The organism is Cupriavidus sp. SIMBA_020, assembly GCF_046535395.1.
GTDB lineage: Bacteria > Pseudomonadota > Gammaproteobacteria > Burkholderiales > Burkholderiaceae > Cupriavidus > Cupriavidus campinensis.
Map to the genome: position 1 here is coordinate 778,310 of NZ_JAWRWU010000001.1, position 16,079 is coordinate 794,388.

The following is a 16,079-nucleotide window of genomic DNA, read 5'->3' on the forward strand; positions in this document are numbered from 1 at the left end:
AGGCACGCGCCACAACGGGCCGCGCGCCATGGCGGCAATCAGGCAGCGGCCTTGGCGGCTTGCTTGACCAGGCGGGCAACCGTCGGCGACAGCTGCGCGCCAACGCCTTGCCAGTACGTCAGGCGGTCTTGCACCAGGCGCAGGCTTTCTTCCTTGCCGGAGGCGAGCGGGTTATAGAAACCAACGCGCTCGATGAAACGGCCATCGCGACGGTTGCGCGAGTCAGCGGCAACGATATTGAAGAAGGGGCGCTTCTTGCTGCCGCCGCGAGCCAGACGGATTACGACCATGGGGTTATTCCTCGAAAAAACGGGGGTGTGCGAACACGAAACGCAAGAGTATAGCCCAGTTCCCGATGCCAAACAAACACTTAGCGCGCATTTCGCGCCGCGCCCGGCCCTTTGTGCGCCGTTGGCGCAACATGGGCTGCTGGCACCGTCGCGTAAACCGTTGCAACTCGCCGTGAAACCCGCTGTGAAACCTGTCGCGAAATCTCCGGCCGGCACGACGTTACAAAGCTGGCAAAAATGTCGAAACAATCGGTTACACGGGTAACGGGATTGGCATAGGCGGTCACACGGCGCCTGCGTACCATGAACCCATCTTCCTGACTCTTTTCCCTGCTAAGGATCTTGGGATCTCGCATGCTTACCCGCCCCCACCTGCGTCTCCTGGTGGCTGGTACCTTGGCCCTCTCGGGCCTGATCGGCAGTATTGCCGCCAGCCACGCGCAAGTTGCCTTCTGGCACACCGCCCGGGCCGAACAATCGGCGCGCGTCAATCGCGTTGCCGGTGGCTGGGAAATGGCGAGTGTGCGTGCCGAAAGCCGGGACCATGTGCGGGCGCAGATCGAACGGATGGAACAGCGGGCGCGCAATGACGACCGCCTGAGCGGGCGCCCGCCCGGAGCCGCGGGACGCGACGATGACCGCCCGGTGCGGCAGACGTCCGACCGCAGCAGCATGAATGCTACCCCGGGTCGCGGCAACGACATGCGCCCGGCGGGCATGGGCCCGGGCTGGCAGGCGCGCGGCCGCGATGGCGGGCGCTGAGATCCCCGCCCCTCCCCACTCCCCTTTCTCGAACGGCCGGAACTCCGGCCGTTTTGCCGTGTCTCTCAGGATGTGCGTGCCTCGTGCCCGTACAGGCTGCCGCCCGGTGCAGTCGGCGATTCCAGACGGGGTTCAACCCCGGCGCCCTCGCAGCGTGCCGTCGTTGCGCAGACGGCAATCGAACTGACCTGCCTCTGCCCGGCACCCACTGGTCCGGCTCCGGCCACTCCGGTCTTGTCCCGATATCCTCGCCGGGCGCAGCCTCCACGTACAATGTGACGATTGTCGGCCCCCGTGCCTGCCACATCGCCACCCACAATGCCTACCACCGCAAGCCAAGCCCCCGCCCTCGGCGCCGATGCACGCCGCCCGGCCCGGGGCAAGTCCAAGCTGATCACCGTCGCCCTGGCGTTCCTGTTCGGCAGCCTGGGCGCGCATCGCTTCTATCTGAAGGGTTTCGGCGACAAGTTCGGCTGGGCGCACCTGCTGGCCACGCTGGCCGGCGCGATCGGGATTGCCTCGCTGGTGACAGGCGCCGGCTCCACCGCGCTGAACTGGACGTTCGCAGTAGCGGGCGGCACCTCGGTAATTGCGGCATTCCTGACCGCCATCGTGTTCGGGTTGCGTCCCGACGACCGCTGGGATGCGCGTTACAACGCACACGGCACACCCACGCGCTCCGGCTGGCCCGTGGTGATCCTGGTCATCCTGTCGCTGCTGATCGGTACCGGCCTCCTGATGGCCGGGCTCGCCATCAGCTTCCAGACGTTCTTCGAGTCGCAGGTGGAGGCGGCCAAGGCGCTTTCCCAATAGTTAGCGCGCACTTTCGCTGCAACATGACAATGGGATGACATTGGTCAAACGCGCTCCTGCAAATCGCCCATACTGGTAAGTCCGAGTACGCACGGTATGGAGCATGGCCCGCCATGGCGGGTCGATGCAAAGGAGCGCCCGATGGAACATCCCACGTATGAAGAAGGACGCCTGGCTGCCATCGCGGTCAGGCTGGCCCTGTCGTCCGGCCTGCCGGCGACCAGTGCGAAGGCCGCGCTGGAGTTGGCCTGCCGCATGATCGAGGACCAGCAGGCGGCGCCTCAGAACAGCGAACCCTGCCGGTCATCGGTGTCGCGGGGTCGCCCGGTGGGCCGGGTCGGCCTGGGCGGCGGCCTGAACAGCGACGTATCCAGTTCGAACCGGTTGTAACGGAAGCCTAGCCGCTCGGCGGTCTTGTAGAACCGCTGACGCATCAGATCCGCCCAGATCCCCGTGCCGCGCATGCGCGAGGCGAAGTCGGCATCGTAATCCTTGCCGCCCCGCATCTCGCGTACACGGTTCATGACCCGCTCGGCACGGTCCGGGAAATGCGCTTCCAGCCACTCCTGGAATAGCGGGCGCACCTCCCACGGCAGACGCAGCACGATGTAGTTGGCATAGACCGCCCCGGCCTCCCGGGCGGCTTCCAGCACGCGCTCGAGGTCCGGTTCGGTGACGAACGGGATGATCGGCGCCACGCTCACCCCCACTGGAATCCCCGCATCGGTCAGTTCGCGGATGGTGCGCAGTCGCCGCGCCGGCGTGGCCGCGCGTGGCTCCAGCGTGCGGGCGATGCCAGCGTCGAGTGTGGTGATCGTCACAGCCCCCACCGCCAGCCGCTTGGCGGCCATGGGCGCCAGCAAGTCGATATCACGTTCGATCAGTGACGACTTCGTGATCAGCGCCACCGGGTGGTCGGTCTCCTGCAATACCTCTAACAGGCTGCGCGTGATGCGCTGCTCGCGCTCGATGGGCTGGTAGGCGTCAGTGTTCACGCCCAGCGCGATGGTTTCGCAGCGATATGACGGCCTGGACAATTCGTCACGCAGGCGCTCGGCCGCATTGGTCTTGGCGTAGAGCTTCGTCTCGAAATCGAGCCCCGGCGACAGGTCCAGATAGGCGTGCGTCGGCCGGGCGAAGCAGTAGATGCAGCCGTGCTCACAGCCCCGGTAAGGATTGATCGAGACATCGAACGGGATGTCTGGCGAGGCGTTGCGCGTCAGGATCGAGCGGGCCTGCTCCAGCGTGACCTGGGTGACGAGCCTGGGCGGCAGCGCGCCATCGGCGGGAGCCACGTCGTCGGCCGGCGCCCAGCCGTCGTCGAACGCCTCGCGCTGGTCGCGCTCGAAGCGTCCCTGGAGATTGCTGACGGCGCCGCGCCCCTTGCGGGCCACGGGCGGGCGGCGGGCACCTTCGCCCTCCCCGTCGCCGCCGAAATCGTGATCGTCACCCATCTTGCGTCGGACGGCCTTACTCGCGTTCTTCCACCGAGATGGCCAGTGTCTCCTTGATTTCTTCCATCACTACATAGCTCTTGGATTGGGCTGCGCCCGGCAACTGCAACAGAATGTCGCCGAGCAGGCGGCGGTACTCGCTGATCTCGCGAATCCGCGCCTTGATCAGGTAGTCGAAGTCGCCCGAGACAAGGTGACACTCCAGCACCTCGGGAATCCGCAGCACCTCGCGCCGGAACTGCTCGAACATATTGCCCGATTTGTTGCCCAGCGAAATCTCCACGAATACCAGCAGCGCGCTACCCAGCAGCCCCGGATTCAGCCGGGCGTAGTAGCCCATGATGACACCGTCGCGCTCCAACCGCTTCACGCGCTCGATGCACGGCGTGATGGTCAGCCCCACCCGCTCCGCCAGGTCTTTCATCGACACCCGCCCGTCGTCCTGGAGCACCGTAAGAATCTTCCGATCCAGCCGATCGAGGCCGCGCACTGGCTGACGCGTCGTTCTCATGACTTTTTCCTGTTTTTCTAAATTAATCGGTAACTAACACTGCTTTGAAGTCAATAGTATAGATACGAATCCTTCCATTTCATTCTTTCGCAGGTCCGGAGTCATCGAAATGCGTGTTCTTGTGCTTGGCAGTGGTGTTATTGGCGTGACCAGCGCGTGGTACCTGGCCCGTGCCGGTCATGAAGTGACCGTCGTGGATCGCGAGGCCGCGCCGGCGCTTGGCACCAGCTTTGCCAATGCCGGCCAGATCTCGCCGGGCTACGCGTCGCCGTGGGCCGCGCCGGGTGTGCCGCTCAAGGCCATCAAGTGGATGTTCCAGGAACACGCCCCGCTGAGCATCAGGCCGGATGGCACGCTGTTCCAGCTCCAGTGGATGTGGCAGATGCTGCGCAACTGCACGCCGGCACGCTATGCCGTGAACAAGGAACGCATGGTGCGACTGGCCGAGTACAGCCGCGATTGCATCCGCACGCTGCGGGCCGAGACCGGTATTGCCTACGAAGGCCGCCAGCAGGGCACGCTCCAGGTGTTTCGCACGGACGCGCAGCTCGAAGCCGCCGCGCGCGACATCGCCGTGCTCGAGGAAGCGGGCGTGCCCTATCAATTGCTTTCGCGCGAGGAACTCGGCGCGAGCGAACCGGCGCTGGCCGCCGCAGGCCACAAGCTGGCCGGCGGCCTGCGCCTGCCGAACGATGAAACCGGGGATTGCCAGCTGTTTACCCAGCGGCTGGCAGCCATGGCCGAATCGCTTGGCGTGCAGTTCCTGTACAACCGCTCGATCGACGGCCTGATGACCCAGGGCGACGCCGTGACCGGTGCCGTGGTCGGCGGCCAGCCGATGTATGCCGAGGCCGTGGTGGTGGCCCTGGGCAGCTGGTCCACGCCGTTCGTCCGCAACGTGCTGCCGGGACTGTCGAACCTGCCGGTGTATCCCCTCAAGGGCTTCTCGATCACGGTGCCGATGACCGATGCCGCACGCAGCCCGGTGTCGACGGTGCTCGATGAGACCTACAAGGTGGCGATCACGCGCTTCGACGACCGCATCCGCGTGGGCGGCATGGCGCAGATCGTCGGCTATGACCGTTCGCTCGACCCGGCCAAGCGCCGCACGCTCGAACACGTGGTGACGGACCTGTTCCCCGGCGCCGGCGATGTCAGCCGCGCCACGTTCTGGACCGGCCTGCGTCCGATGACGCCGGACGGCACGCCAGTGGTCGGCCCCGCCGGCATTCGCGGCCTGTGGCTCAACACCGGCCACGGCACGCTCGGCTGGACCATGGCCTGCGGCTCGGGCAAGCTGCTGTCCGACCTGGTCTCCGGCACGCAGCCGGCGATCCGCGCCGACGACCTGTCGGTGGACCGCTACCGCCAGCCCGCGCGCGCACACGGCGTGCCGCGTCCGGTGCCGGCCTGATCGGTTCTGAGCGTTCCTGAGCGTCCGTACTTCGACGAAAAAAAGGCGACCTTCGGGTCGCCCTTTTTCATCCCCAACGCAAGCTGCGCGTCAGAACTGGTCCACCGACATCGCCTTGACCGGCTCGGCACCGGCCACGATGGCGTCGCGCAGCGACGTCGCCTGCGACAGGATGTGCTCGCCGAAGAAATGCGCCGTGGCGATCTTGGCATCGTAAAACGACGGATCTTCGCCGCGCTTGGCATCGGCCGCCAGCATCGCGCGGCCCAGTTGCCAGCCCGAGAACACGATGCCGCACAGCTTCAGGTACGGCACGCTGCCTGCGAATACCGCGTTCGGATCGCCCTTGGCATTCTCCACGACGAAGCGCACCACGGCCTCGAGCGCCTCGCGGCCCCGCTTGAGCTGGCCCTGCACTGCCACGAAGGCAGCGCCGCCATGCTGGCCCAGCGCGGCCTCGGTCTCGGCGATCTTCGCGCAGATCGCGCGCGCCACGGCACCGCCATCGCGCACGGTCTTGCGCCCCACGAGGTCATTGGCCTGGATGGCCGTGGTGCCCTCGTAGATCGGCAGGATCCGCGCATCGCGGTAGTACTGGGCCGCGCCGGTTTCCTCGATGAAACCCATGCCGCCGTGCACCTGCACGCCAAGGCTGGTCACATCGATCGACAGCTCGGTGCTCCAGCCTTTGACCACAGGCACCATGAACTCGTAGAACGCCTGGTTTTCGCGGCGCGTCGCCTCGTCCGGATGCTGGTGGGCGGCATCGCTGGCCGCGGCGGCCACGTAGGCCACGGCGCGTGCGCCCTCGATCAGCGCGCGCATCGTCATCAGCATGCGCTTGACGTCGGGGTGATGGATGATCGTCACGGCCTCGCGCGCCGAGCCATCGACCGGCCGGCTCTGCACGCGGTCCCGCGCATAGGCCACGGCGTGCTGGTAGGCGCGCTCGGACACCGCGATGCCCTGCATGCCCACCGCGAAGCGCGCCGCGTTCATCATGATGAACATGTATTCGAGGCCGCGATTCTCCTCGCCGACCAGCGTGCCGATGGCGCCGCCATGGTCGCCGAACTGGAGCACCGCCGTCGGGCTGGCCTTGATGCCAAGCTTGTGCTCGATCGACACGCAGTGCACGTCGTTGCGCGCACCGGTCGTGCCGTCCGGGTTGACCAGAAACTTCGGCACGACGAACAGCGAGATGCCCTTGACGCCCTCCGGCGCGCTTGGCGTGCGGGCCAGCACCAGATGGACGATGTTCTTCGCCATGTCGTGCTCGCCGTACGTGATGAAGATCTTGGTGCCGAACAGCTTGAACGTGCCGTCGCCCTGCGGCTCGGCGCGCGTGCGCACGGCGGCCAGGTCAGAGCCGGCCTGCGGCTCGGTCAAGTTCATCGTGCCGGTCCACTCGCCTGCGATCAGCTTGGGCAGGATGACCGCCTTCTGTTCGTCGGTACCGGCAGTCAGCAAGGCTTCGATGGCGCCGTCGGTCAGCAGCGGGCACAGCGCGAACGACAGGTTGGCGCTGTTCAGCATCTCGATGCACGGCGTGGCGACGAGCTTGGGCAAACCCTGGCCGCCAAAATCGCTCGGGTGCAGCACACCCTGCCAGCCGCCCTCGCCAAACTGGCGGAACGCGTCGCGGAACCCGGGCGTGGTGGTGACCACGCCATCCTTCCAGCTGCTGGGGTCGAGATCGCCCGCGCGGTTCAGCGGGGCCACCACTTCCTCGTTGAACCGGGCCGCTTCCTCGAGCACGGCCTGCGCCGTGTCCGGGGTGGCTTCCTCGTAGCCCGGCATCTGGCTGACGGCGTTCAGGTCCGCCAGTTCGTTCATGACGAACAGCATGTCCTTGAGCGGTGCGCGATAAGTCATCGAAGTCTCCTGGATATTGTAAAAAAGCCGCTCGCGGGATGCTCCCGGAACGGCTTCATTCTTCTTGTTGTGGCGCCGGCGCCCATACCTGACGGTACGCGGCCCGGCGCGGGCCAGACATCAGCCCAGTGCTGCCACCAGTTCCGGCACCACGGTGTTCAGGTCGCCCACCAGGCCGTAGTCCGCCACCGAGAAGATCGGGGCTTCGGCGTCCTTGTTGATCGCGACGATCACCTTGGAGTCCTTCATGCCGGCCAGATGCTGGATCGCGCCCGAAATACCGACGGCGATGTACAGCTGCGGCGCGACGATCTTGCCGGTCTGGCCGACCTGGTAGTCGTTCGGCACGAAGCCGGCATCCACGGCTGCGCGCGAGGCGCCCAGCGCGGCGCCCAGCTTGTCAGCCAGCGGCGTCAGCACCTTGGTGTAGTTCTCGCCCGAACCCACGCCACGGCCACCGGACACGATGATCTTGGCGGCGGTCAGCTCCGGACGGTCGCTCTTGGCCACTTCGCGCGAGACGAATTGCGAGATGCCCAGGTCAGCCACGGCCGGCAGGGTCTCGACCGCAGCCGAGCCACCTTCGGCGGCAACCGCGTCGAACGCCGTGCCGCGCACGGTGATGACCTTGATCTTGTCGGCCGACTTCACGGTGGCAATGGCGTTGCCAGCGTAGATCGGGCGCTCGAAGGTATCCGGTGCGTCGACCTTGGAGATTTCCGAGATCTGGGCCACGTCCAGGCGGGCGGCCACGCGCGGCAGGATGTTCTTGCCGTACGGCGTAGCCGGCGCCAGGATGTGGCTGTAGTCGTTGGCGATGGCCAGCGCCTGCTCGGCCACGTTCTCGGCCAGGCCGTCGCCGAAATAGGCGGCATCGGCCAGCAGCACCTTGGTAACGCCGGCGATCTTGGCAGCGGCATCGGCGGCAGCCTTGGCGTTGGCGCCGGCTACCAGCACGTGGACGTCGCCACCGCACTGGGCGGCAGCCGTCACGGTGTTCAGCGTGGCGGCCTTGATCGATTGATTGTCGTGTTCAGCAATGACGAGTGCAGTCATGTTTTCTCTCCCCGCGCTCAGATAACCTTGGCTTCAGACTTCAGCTTTTGCACCAGCGTGGCCACGTCCGGCACCATCACGCCTGCGCTGCGCTTGGCCGGCTCCACGACCTTCACGGTCGACAGACGCGGGGCCACATCCACGCCGAGGTCTTCGGGCTTCACGGTTTCCAGCGGCTTCTTCTTGGCCTTCATGATGTTCGGCAGCGTCACGTAGCGCGGCTCGTTCAGGCGCAGGTCCGTGGTCACCACGGCCGGCAGCTTGACCGACAGCGTTTCCAGACCGCCATCCACTTCACGGGTCACCGATGCCTTGCCATCCGCCACCACTACCTTCGAGGCGAACGTGGCTTGCGGCAGGCCGGCCAGCGCGGCCACCATCTGGCCGGTCTGGTTCGAGTCATCGTCGATGGCCTGCTTGCCCAGGATCACCAGTTGCGGCTGCTCCTTGTCGATCAGTGCCTTGATCAGCTTGGCCACGGCCAGCGGCTGCAGGTCTTCGCTCGATTCCACCAGGATGCCGCGGTCGGCGCCGATGGCCATCGCGGTACGCAGGGTCTCCTGGCACTGCGTGACACCGCACGACACGGCGATCACTTCGGTGACGACGCCAGCTTCTTTCAGGCGCACGGCCTCTTCCACGGCGATTTCGTCGAACGGGTTCATGCTCATCTTGACGTTGGCCAGGTCGACGCCCGTGCCATCCGACTTCACGCGGACCTTGACGTTGTAGTCCACCACCCGCTTGACTGCGACGAGTACTTTCATGCGCTCACTCCACTGATAGCTGATAGTCCAAAGATTTAAATCGCTCGCCATTATAACCACCGGGGTGGCGCAGCTTTAGTTTTTCGAACGATCGTACTATTTTATAGACAAAGAATTGCCGGGGCTAGCCCGGCAATCGAAGAAATCTGCGCCCATTGTGCCGCAGGATGCCCCGCGTGCACAGGGTTTGGACGATTTCCTCGAAAATCGTCCCTGACCGGCACCCGAGTGATGATTACCAGGCGGTGATCACCGACTCCTTGTAGGTGTTGGTGATGTACTGCTTCACCTCGGCCGAGTGGTAGGCCTTGACCAGCTTGGCCACCCACGGCTTGTCCTTGTCCGCCGCGCGGATGGCAATCAGGTTCGCGTACGGGCCCTTGGGGCCTTCTGTGGCGATTGCATCACGCGTGGGCGACAGGCCGGCGGACTCGGCGTAGTTGCCGTTGATCGCGGCGGCATCCAGGTCGTCAAGCGAGCGCGGCAGCTGGGCGGCGTCCAGTTCGACGATCTTGATCTTCTTCGGATTTTCCACGATGTCCAGCGGCGTGGCCTTCAGGCCGGCATCCGGACGCAGCTTGATCAGGCCCTTGGCCTGCAGCAGCAACAGGCCGCGGCCGCCGTTGGTCGGATCGTTCGGCACGCCCACGCGGGCGCCCTGCTTGATCTGGTCCAGCGACTTCACCTTCTTCGAGTACACGCCCATCGGGAACGTGACCGTGAAGCCCACGTGCGTAAACTTGTAGCCGCGATCCTTGATCTGGGCTTCCAGGTACGGCAGATGCTGGTAGCTGTTGGCGTCGAGGTCGCCTGCGGCCAGCGCGGCGTTCGGCTGGATGTAGTCGCTGAACTCCACCACCTGGATATTCAGGCCGTCCTTGGCCGCCACCTTCTTCACCTGCTCCATGATCTGCGCGTGCGGGCCGCCCGTCACGCCAACCTTGATCGGCTTTTCCTGCGCCAGCGCGCCCGTGGAAACGGCCAGGCCCAGCGCCACTGCAGCAGCAGTCTTCAGCAAATTACGACGTTGCATTTTCGATTTACCCCTAGTTTCCCAAAGAATTGAAGCCGATCAACGATGGCTGATGCGGCGCACGAGCCAGTCGCCAAAGCTCTGCACGGCCTGTACGAAGACGATCAGGATCACCACCACGGCGACCATGACCTCGGTGATATAGCGCTGGTAGCCGTAGCGGATGCCCAGGTCACCCAGCCCGCCGCCGCCGATGGCGCCGGCCATGGCCGAATAGCCGACCAGGCTCACGAAGGTGATGGTCAGGCCGGCCACGATGCCAGGCATCGCCTCGGGCAGCAGCACTTTCCAGACGATCTGGCGCGTGGTGGCGCCCATCGACTGCGCGGCTTCCACGAGGCCCTTGTCCACCTCGCGCAGCGCCGCCTCGACCAGCCGGGCGATGAACGGCACCGCCGCGATCGTCAGCGGCACCACGGCCGCCGTCGTGCCGATCGACGAACCGACGATAAAGCGCGTGAACGGGATCACCACCACCAGCAGGATGATGAACGGGATCGAACGCACCGCGTTCACGACCACGCCGATGGAGCGGTTGAACAGCGGATGCGACAGCACGCCGCCCCGGTTGGTCAGGTGCAGCAGCACGCCCAGCGGCACGCCGAACAATGCGCCCACCACGCCCGAGATCGACACCATCAACAGCGTCTCGCCGAACGACGCCAGGAACAGGTCAAACATTTCAGACCACATGTTCGATCTCCTCCACCACAACGCCCTGCGTCTGCAAATACTCCATGGCCGCGCGCACCGCGGCCGGCTCGCCCGTAGCCATGATCGCCAGCGAGCCGAACGCCTGCCCCTGGATCTCGTCGATATGGCCGTGCAGGATGTTGAAGTCCAGCCCGTGCTGGCGGATCGCCTGGGCCAGCACCGGCCGGTCGACGTTCTCGCCCGTGAAAGCCAGTCGGTAGACGTGGTCGCGGCCGTTGCCGAGCCGGCTTTCCACGCGCTTGAGCACGCTGGCCGGCAGCTCCTGGGCGATCACGTCGCCGATCATCGCGCGCGTGACGGCGTGCTGCGGGCGCAGGAAGACGTCGATCACGCGGCCGGTTTCCACGACCTGGCCGGCCTCGAGCACGGCCACGCGGTCGCAGACCTGCTTGATGACCTCCATCTGGTGCGTGATCATGACGATGGTCAGGCCCAGCTCGCGGTTGATCTGCTTGAGCAGGTCGAGGATCGCACGCGTGGTCTCGGGGTCCAGCGCGGAGGTGGCTTCGTCGGACAGCAGCACCTTCGGCTTGCTGGCCAGCGCACGCGCAATACCCACGCGCTGCTTCTGCCCACCGCTGATCTGCGCGGGATAGCGGTCGCGCAGGGCCGACAGGCCCACGAGGTCCAGCAGCGGCAGCACCGTCGCGGCAATTTCTGACTTGGTTTTGCCGGCCAGCTCCAGCGGCAGCGCTACGTTGTCATAGACCGTGCGCGACGACAGCAGGTTGAAATGCTGGAAGATCATGCCGATCTCGCGGCGCGCCGCGCGCAGGCGGTTGGCGTCCAGCGCGGTCAAATCGTGGCCGTCGACGATCACCCGGCCAGCGCTGGGCCGGTTCAGGAGGTTGATGGCACGCACCAGCGTGCTCTTGCCGGCCCCGCTTCGGCCGATGATGCCGAAGACTTCACCGGGCGCGATGGAGAGGCTGACGTCGCGCAGCGCATGCACTTCCCCCGACCCGCCGGGGAATCGCTGCGAGAGTCCTTGCAGTTCGATCATGGAAAGAGAAAAGAAAACGGCAACAGCGTGGGGTCTCCAGCGTTGTTGCCGCGCATTATTTTTCTGAAGCTCGCATTTTATGCGATCCGCTTCATACCTCAAACGAGATTTTTTCGATCTCCTTATGCATTGAGAGCATATAGAAGCACCGTCGATCGCATTTTTGCGAATTCTGAATCACTTGAATCGACGATTGACGATTGACGAGGTTTTCAGCCTTCCATCAACACCTTCAGGTGCGCAAGCACGCTCCGGCCCAGCGCGCTGAGGTTGTAGCCGCCCTCCAGGCAGCTCACGATGCGGCCCTTGGCGTGCACGCGCGCCACCTCCATCAGCCGCTCGGTGATCCACGCGTAGTCCTGCTCTACCAGGCCCATCTGGCCAAGGTCGTCCTCGCGGTGGGCATCGAAGCCGGCCGAGATGAACAGCATCTGGGGCCGGAATTCGTTCAGGCGCGGCAGCCAGATCGTCTCCACCACCTCGCGCACGGCCATGCCGTTGGTATAGGCGGGCAGCGGGATGTTCGACATGTTCGACGCAATGTGCTCCGTGCCGCTGTACGGATAGAACGGATGCTGGAAAAAGCTGCACATCAGCACCTGCGGGTCGTTGCGGAAGGCCGCCTCGGTGCCGTTGCCGTGGTGGACATCGAAATCGATCACGGCCACGCGCTCCAGGCCGTGCGCGGCCAGCGCGTGACGGGCGGCAATTGCCACGTTGTTATAGAAGCAGAAGCCCATGGCGCGGTCCGGCTCGGCGTGGTGGCCCGGCGGGCGCACGCAGCAGAACGCGTTTTCCAGTTCGCCGGCCATCACGGCGTCGGTGGCGGCCACGGCGGCGCCGGCCGCGTGCGAGGCAGCGGTCAGCGTGTGGCAATTCATGGTGGTATCCGGATCGATCGCGTGGTAGCCGCTCGCGGGGCTCACGGACGCCAGCTGGGAGACATAGTCGGGCCGGTGCACGCGCTCGATCTGCTCTTCGGTGGCGGCGGGCGCGTCGCGGCGGTCCAGCAGCCCGTCCAGCCCGTGCGAGATCAGGTGATCCTCGATCGCCTGCAGCCGTTCCGGGCATTCCGGATGGAAATGTCCCATCTCGTGCAACTGGAATGCGGGATGTGTGTAATAGCCCGTTGGCATTGTCGTTTCCGGGTCAAGTTTGTCTCCAATCGATACGTTAGCACATGACGTGCCACATCATCCGTGAGCCGGCGGAGGCGCTGGCACCGGGAGGCATCCGCTATACTCGGTGCGACTTGCAAAGGACAACATGACCGACAAACAGCGCTCCTTGCGCCGCCCGCTGCTGGGCGCCGCACTCACCGCTGCCGCATTGGGCCTGTGCGGCGTTTCTCCTCGACTGATGGCTGCCGGCAAGCGTCGTGTGAGCGTCCGGGAAGAAGAAATCGAACCGGGCCGCTATCGAAATCATCCGCAAACCCGCGCGTTCATCGACGACATGGTGGCGCGCCACGGCTTCCCGCGCGCCGAGCTGGACACGTATTTCAGCCAGGCCGTGTATTCGGCCACGGTGTCGCGGCTGATCATGCCGCCGAGCACGCCGGGGCGGAAGAGCTGGCGGACGTACCGCTCGCGCTTCATCGAGCCGATCCGCATCAACGCGGGCGTGCGCTTCTGGCAGGAAAACCGCGACACGCTGCGCCGCGCCGAGGCCGAATTCGGCGTGCCGGCGTCGGTCATCGTCGGCATCATCGGCGTGGAAACCATCTACGGGCGCGATATGGGCACGTTCCGCGTGCTGGATTCGCTCTCCACGCTGGCCTTCGACTACCCGGACACCCCGAACCGCGACGCGCGCACCAAGCTGTTCCGCGACCAGTTGGCGGACTACCTGCTCTGGTGCCGCGAGACCCGTACCGATGTCTATTCGGTGCTCGGCTCGTACGCGGGCGCGGTGGGCATTCCGCAGTTCATGCCGACCAGCCTGCGCGAGTACGCACTCGACTATGACAAGGACGGGCACGTCGACCTGCGCAACAGCACCGTCGATGCCATCGGTAGCGTGGGCCGCTTCCTGCAACTGCACGGCTGGGAGCAGGGCCGGCCCGTGATCTGGCGTATTGCCGGCGACGAAGGCAGCCGGGGCATTGCCGTGGCTGCCGCAGACGGCGAGCCGTGGCCTACGCGCACGCTGAACCAGCTCACCCGCGCCGGGTTGCGCGTGGACGAGCCGATCGACCTCCAGCGCGAAGGCGAGACCGGCGTGCTGGTGGTGGACCTGCCCACGCCGGACCAGCCCACCGAGTACCTGATCGGCCTGCGCAATTTCTACGTGCTCACGCGCTACAACCGCAGCTTTTTCTACGCGCTGGCGGTGTATCAGCTCGGCGAGGCGGTGAAGGCGGCGATGGGCTGATCACGCGGCTCGCGCCTTCGCCCGTCCCAAATCCCCGAGCAGAGGCCCCGCCTTGCCGGGGATTTTCTTTTGGCCTATAGTTACCCATATGGCTAACTATCGAGCGTCGGTCAGCGAGGTGTTCCACGCGCTCGCCGACCCCACCCGCTGTGCGATTGTCAGCGCGCTGGGCGGCGGCGCGCAGTCGGTGTCCACGCTGGCGGCGCCGTTCGACATGGCGCTGCCCTCGTTCATGAAGCACCTGACCGTGCTCGAACGCAGCGGCCTGATCCGCACGCACAAGCTCGGGCGCACCCGCACGTGCGAGTTGTTGCCGGAGCGGCTGTCGCAGGCCGAGCAGTGGATGGCCGAGCAACGCGCCGTCTGGGAGGCCAGGTCCGACCGCATGGCCCAATTTGTCGAACGTCTACATCAGGAGGAGCAAGCCCATGTCAAACAGCCCAGCCGACAACGCTGAATCCCGCGACCTCGTCATCTCCCGCGTGCTCCGTGCGCCGCGCGCCGCATTGTGGCGCGCCTGGTCGGACCCCGCCTTGCTCAAGGAATGGTGGTGCCCCAAGCCCTGGACCACCGAGGTGCTGGCCTTCGACCTCAGGCCGGGCGGCGCCTTCCATACCATCATGCGCGGCCCCGACGGTGGCGTCAGCGACAACCCCGGCAGCTTTCTCGAGGTGGTGCCGCAAGCGCGCCTGGTGATGACGTCGATGCTGACTGGCGGCTGGCGTCCGGCCAAGCCGTGGCTTGGCTTCACGGCCATCATCACGATGGCCGACGAAGGTACGGGCAGCCGCTACACGGCTACGGTAATGCACCCCGATGACGAAACGCGGGACCAGCACGAGAAGCTGGGCTTCTTCGACGGCTGGAACACCTGCATCACCCAGCTCGACGACTTCGCGCTGGCTCTGCGCTAAATAGAAGAAGGCCCCGGCAAATCGCGCGGGGCCTTCTTACAAGTACGAGAAACGTGGAACCGATGACCGATCAGGCCGGGAACACGCCAGTCGACAGGTAGCGGTCACCGCGGTCGCAGACCACGAATACGATCGTCGCGTTTTCCACTTCCTCGGCCACGCGCAGCGCCACGCACAGTGCGCCGGCGGCGGAGATACCGCAGAAGATGCCCTCCTCGCGCGCCATGCGACGGGCCATGTGCTCGGCGTCGGCCTGCGACACCAGTTCCTGGCGGTCCACGGACTTCGGATCGTAGATTTTCGGCAGGTAGGCTTCCGGCCATTTGCGGATGCCGGGGATGCGCGAGCCCTCGGCCGGCTGCGCGCCGACGATCTGAATCGCCGGATTCTTTTCCTTGAGGAAGCGCGAGACGCCGGTAATCGTGCCCGTGGTGCCCATCGCCGACACAAAGTGCGTGATGCGACCCTCGGTTTCCGCCCAGAGTTCCGGCCCGGTAGTCTCGTAATGCGCCAGCGGATTGTCCGGATTGGCGAACTGGTCGAGGATCACGCCCTTGCCTTCGCGCTCCATGGCGTCGGCAAGGTCGCGGGCGTACTCCATGCCGCCTTTGACCGGCGTGAGGATGATCTCCGCGCCGTAGGCCGACATGCTCTGCCGGCGCTCGAGGCTCAGGTCCTCCGGCATGATCAGCACCATGCGGTAGCCACGGATGGCCGCAGCCATGGCCAGCGCGATGCCTGTATTGCCCGAGGTGGCCTCGATCAGCGTATCGCCCGGCTTGATACGGCCGCGCGCCTCGGCGCCACGGATCATCGACAGCGCGGGACGGTCCTTGACGGAACCGGCCGGGTTATTGCCTTCGAGCTTGCCGAGAATCACATTGCCGCGCGCCTCGATGGCGGCGCCCGGGATGCGCTGGAGTCTGACCAGCGGCGTGTTGCCGATGGTGTCTTCGATCGTCTTGTAGGCCATGGTGCAGGGGAATGTCGCGGGAGGGGGTGTCGCCAATGTCTTTGTTGTCGCTGGTCATTGTAATGCACCCACCTTACCCGCACCGGCAGGGCGGGCATTCCGCCATCCCAGCCGTCCCCGCCCTACC

At 65.6% G+C, this 16,079-nt stretch carries 17 protein-coding genes; 6 read left to right on the top strand and 11 right to left on the bottom strand.

Annotation, left to right across the window (positions count from 1 at the left end; translation table 11 throughout):
* Window positions 1-38: 38 nt before the first annotated feature.
* A complete protein-coding gene (gene rpsP, locus SB751_RS03680; RefSeq protein ID WP_144197459.1) occupies window positions 39-290 on the bottom strand; it encodes a 30S ribosomal protein S16 in 252 nt (83 codons plus the stop codon).
* Between the two features lie 354 nt (window positions 291-644).
* On the opposite strand from rpsP, the gene SB751_RS03685 reads away from it, so the two are divergent.
* Together SB751_RS03685 and SB751_RS03690 are read left to right on the top strand one after the other, a co-directional pair.
* Window positions 645-1,052, top strand: coding sequence for a hypothetical protein (locus tag SB751_RS03685; protein WP_144197458.1), 408 nt, complete (start codon window positions 645-647; stop codon window positions 1,050-1,052).
* A gap of 318 nt (window positions 1,053-1,370) precedes the next feature.
* Window positions 1,371-1,865 (top strand): NINE protein, encoded by a 495-nt coding sequence (locus SB751_RS03690; protein WP_144197457.1) that lies wholly within the window; start codon window positions 1,371-1,373, stop codon window positions 1,863-1,865.
* Between the two features lie 281 nt (window positions 1,866-2,146).
* On the opposite strand, the gene SB751_RS03695 is transcribed toward SB751_RS03690, so the two are convergent.
* Window positions 2,147-3,319 (bottom strand): PA0069 family radical SAM protein, encoded by a 1,173-nt coding sequence (locus SB751_RS03695; RefSeq protein WP_313818678.1) that lies wholly within the window; start codon window positions 3,317-3,319, stop codon window positions 2,147-2,149.
* Between the two features lie 16 nt (window positions 3,320-3,335).
* On the bottom strand, window positions 3,336-3,830 hold the full coding sequence (locus SB751_RS03700) for an Lrp/AsnC ligand binding domain-containing protein (RefSeq protein ID WP_092301927.1): 495 nt from the start codon (window positions 3,828-3,830) through the stop codon (window positions 3,336-3,338).
* Window positions 3,831-3,939: 109 nt separating this feature from the next.
* Between SB751_RS03700 and SB751_RS03705 the strand changes: the two genes are divergently transcribed.
* Window positions 3,940-5,244 carry a D-amino acid dehydrogenase gene (locus SB751_RS03705; protein WP_144197455.1) on the top strand — a complete coding sequence of 435 codons (1,305 nt, stop codon included), beginning with the start codon at window positions 3,940-3,942 and terminating at the stop codon, window positions 5,242-5,244.
* Between the two features lie 90 nt (window positions 5,245-5,334).
* Here the strand turns inward: SB751_RS03705 and SB751_RS03710 are convergent, their stop codons facing one another.
* The 7 genes from SB751_RS03710 to SB751_RS03740 all read right to left on the bottom strand — a co-directional run bounded on the left by SB751_RS03710 (window position 5,335) and on the right by SB751_RS03740 (window position 12,828).
* Complete coding sequence (locus SB751_RS03710) at window positions 5,335-7,119, bottom strand: acyl-CoA dehydrogenase (RefSeq protein WP_144197454.1); 1,785 nt, start codon at window positions 7,117-7,119, stop codon at window positions 5,335-5,337.
* A 120-nt stretch (window positions 7,120-7,239) separates the two neighbouring features.
* Entirely contained in the window at window positions 7,240-8,175 is a 936-nt protein-coding gene (locus SB751_RS03715) for an electron transfer flavoprotein subunit alpha/FixB family protein (protein ID WP_410747791.1), read from the bottom strand.
* Between the two features lie 17 nt (window positions 8,176-8,192).
* The gene (locus tag SB751_RS03720; RefSeq protein WP_144197453.1) at window positions 8,193-8,942 is read right to left on the bottom strand and encodes an electron transfer flavoprotein subunit beta/FixA family protein; all 750 of its coding nucleotides are present in this window, start codon (window positions 8,940-8,942) and stop codon (window positions 8,193-8,195) included.
* Window positions 8,943-9,177: 235 nt separating this feature from the next.
* Window positions 9,178-9,975: a MetQ/NlpA family ABC transporter substrate-binding protein gene (locus SB751_RS03725; RefSeq protein ID WP_144197452.1), complete on the bottom strand. Its 798-nt coding sequence runs from the start codon at window positions 9,973-9,975 to the stop codon at window positions 9,178-9,180.
* A 39-nt stretch (window positions 9,976-10,014) separates the two neighbouring features.
* The gene (locus tag SB751_RS03730; RefSeq protein ID WP_092301909.1) at window positions 10,015-10,668 is read right to left on the bottom strand and encodes a methionine ABC transporter permease; all 654 of its coding nucleotides are present in this window, start codon (window positions 10,666-10,668) and stop codon (window positions 10,015-10,017) included.
* Window positions 10,658-11,692, bottom strand: a complete 1,035-nt coding sequence (locus SB751_RS03735; protein WP_144197451.1) for a methionine ABC transporter ATP-binding protein — start codon at window positions 11,690-11,692, stop codon at window positions 10,658-10,660. The genes SB751_RS03730 and SB751_RS03735 overlap by 11 nt, the downstream gene beginning before the upstream one ends.
* Before the next feature lie 212 nt (window positions 11,693-11,904).
* Window positions 11,905-12,828, bottom strand: a complete 924-nt coding sequence (locus SB751_RS03740) for a histone deacetylase family protein (RefSeq protein ID WP_410747792.1) — start codon at window positions 12,826-12,828, stop codon at window positions 11,905-11,907.
* 130 nt (window positions 12,829-12,958) lie between these two features.
* On the opposite strand from SB751_RS03740, the gene mltB reads away from it, so the two are divergent.
* The 3 genes from mltB (at window position 12,959) to SB751_RS03755 (ending at window position 14,979) form a co-directional block, all read left to right on the top strand.
* Entirely contained in the window at window positions 12,959-14,065 is a 1,107-nt protein-coding gene (mltB, locus tag SB751_RS03745; RefSeq protein WP_144197449.1) for a lytic murein transglycosylase B, read from the top strand.
* 88 nt (window positions 14,066-14,153) lie between these two features.
* A complete protein-coding gene (locus SB751_RS03750) occupies window positions 14,154-14,522 on the top strand; it encodes an ArsR/SmtB family transcription factor (protein WP_144197448.1) in 369 nt (122 codons plus the stop codon).
* Complete coding sequence (locus SB751_RS03755; RefSeq protein ID WP_144197447.1) at window positions 14,494-14,979, top strand: SRPBCC family protein; 486 nt, start codon at window positions 14,494-14,496, stop codon at window positions 14,977-14,979. The genes SB751_RS03750 and SB751_RS03755 overlap by 29 nt, the downstream gene beginning before the upstream one ends.
* Before the next feature lie 70 nt (window positions 14,980-15,049).
* Here SB751_RS03755 and cysM read toward each other — a convergent pair whose 3' ends face one another.
* Entirely contained in the window at window positions 15,050-15,952 is a 903-nt protein-coding gene (gene cysM / locus SB751_RS03760) for a cysteine synthase CysM (protein ID WP_144197446.1), read from the bottom strand.
* Window positions 15,953-16,079: the final 127 nt, after the last annotated feature.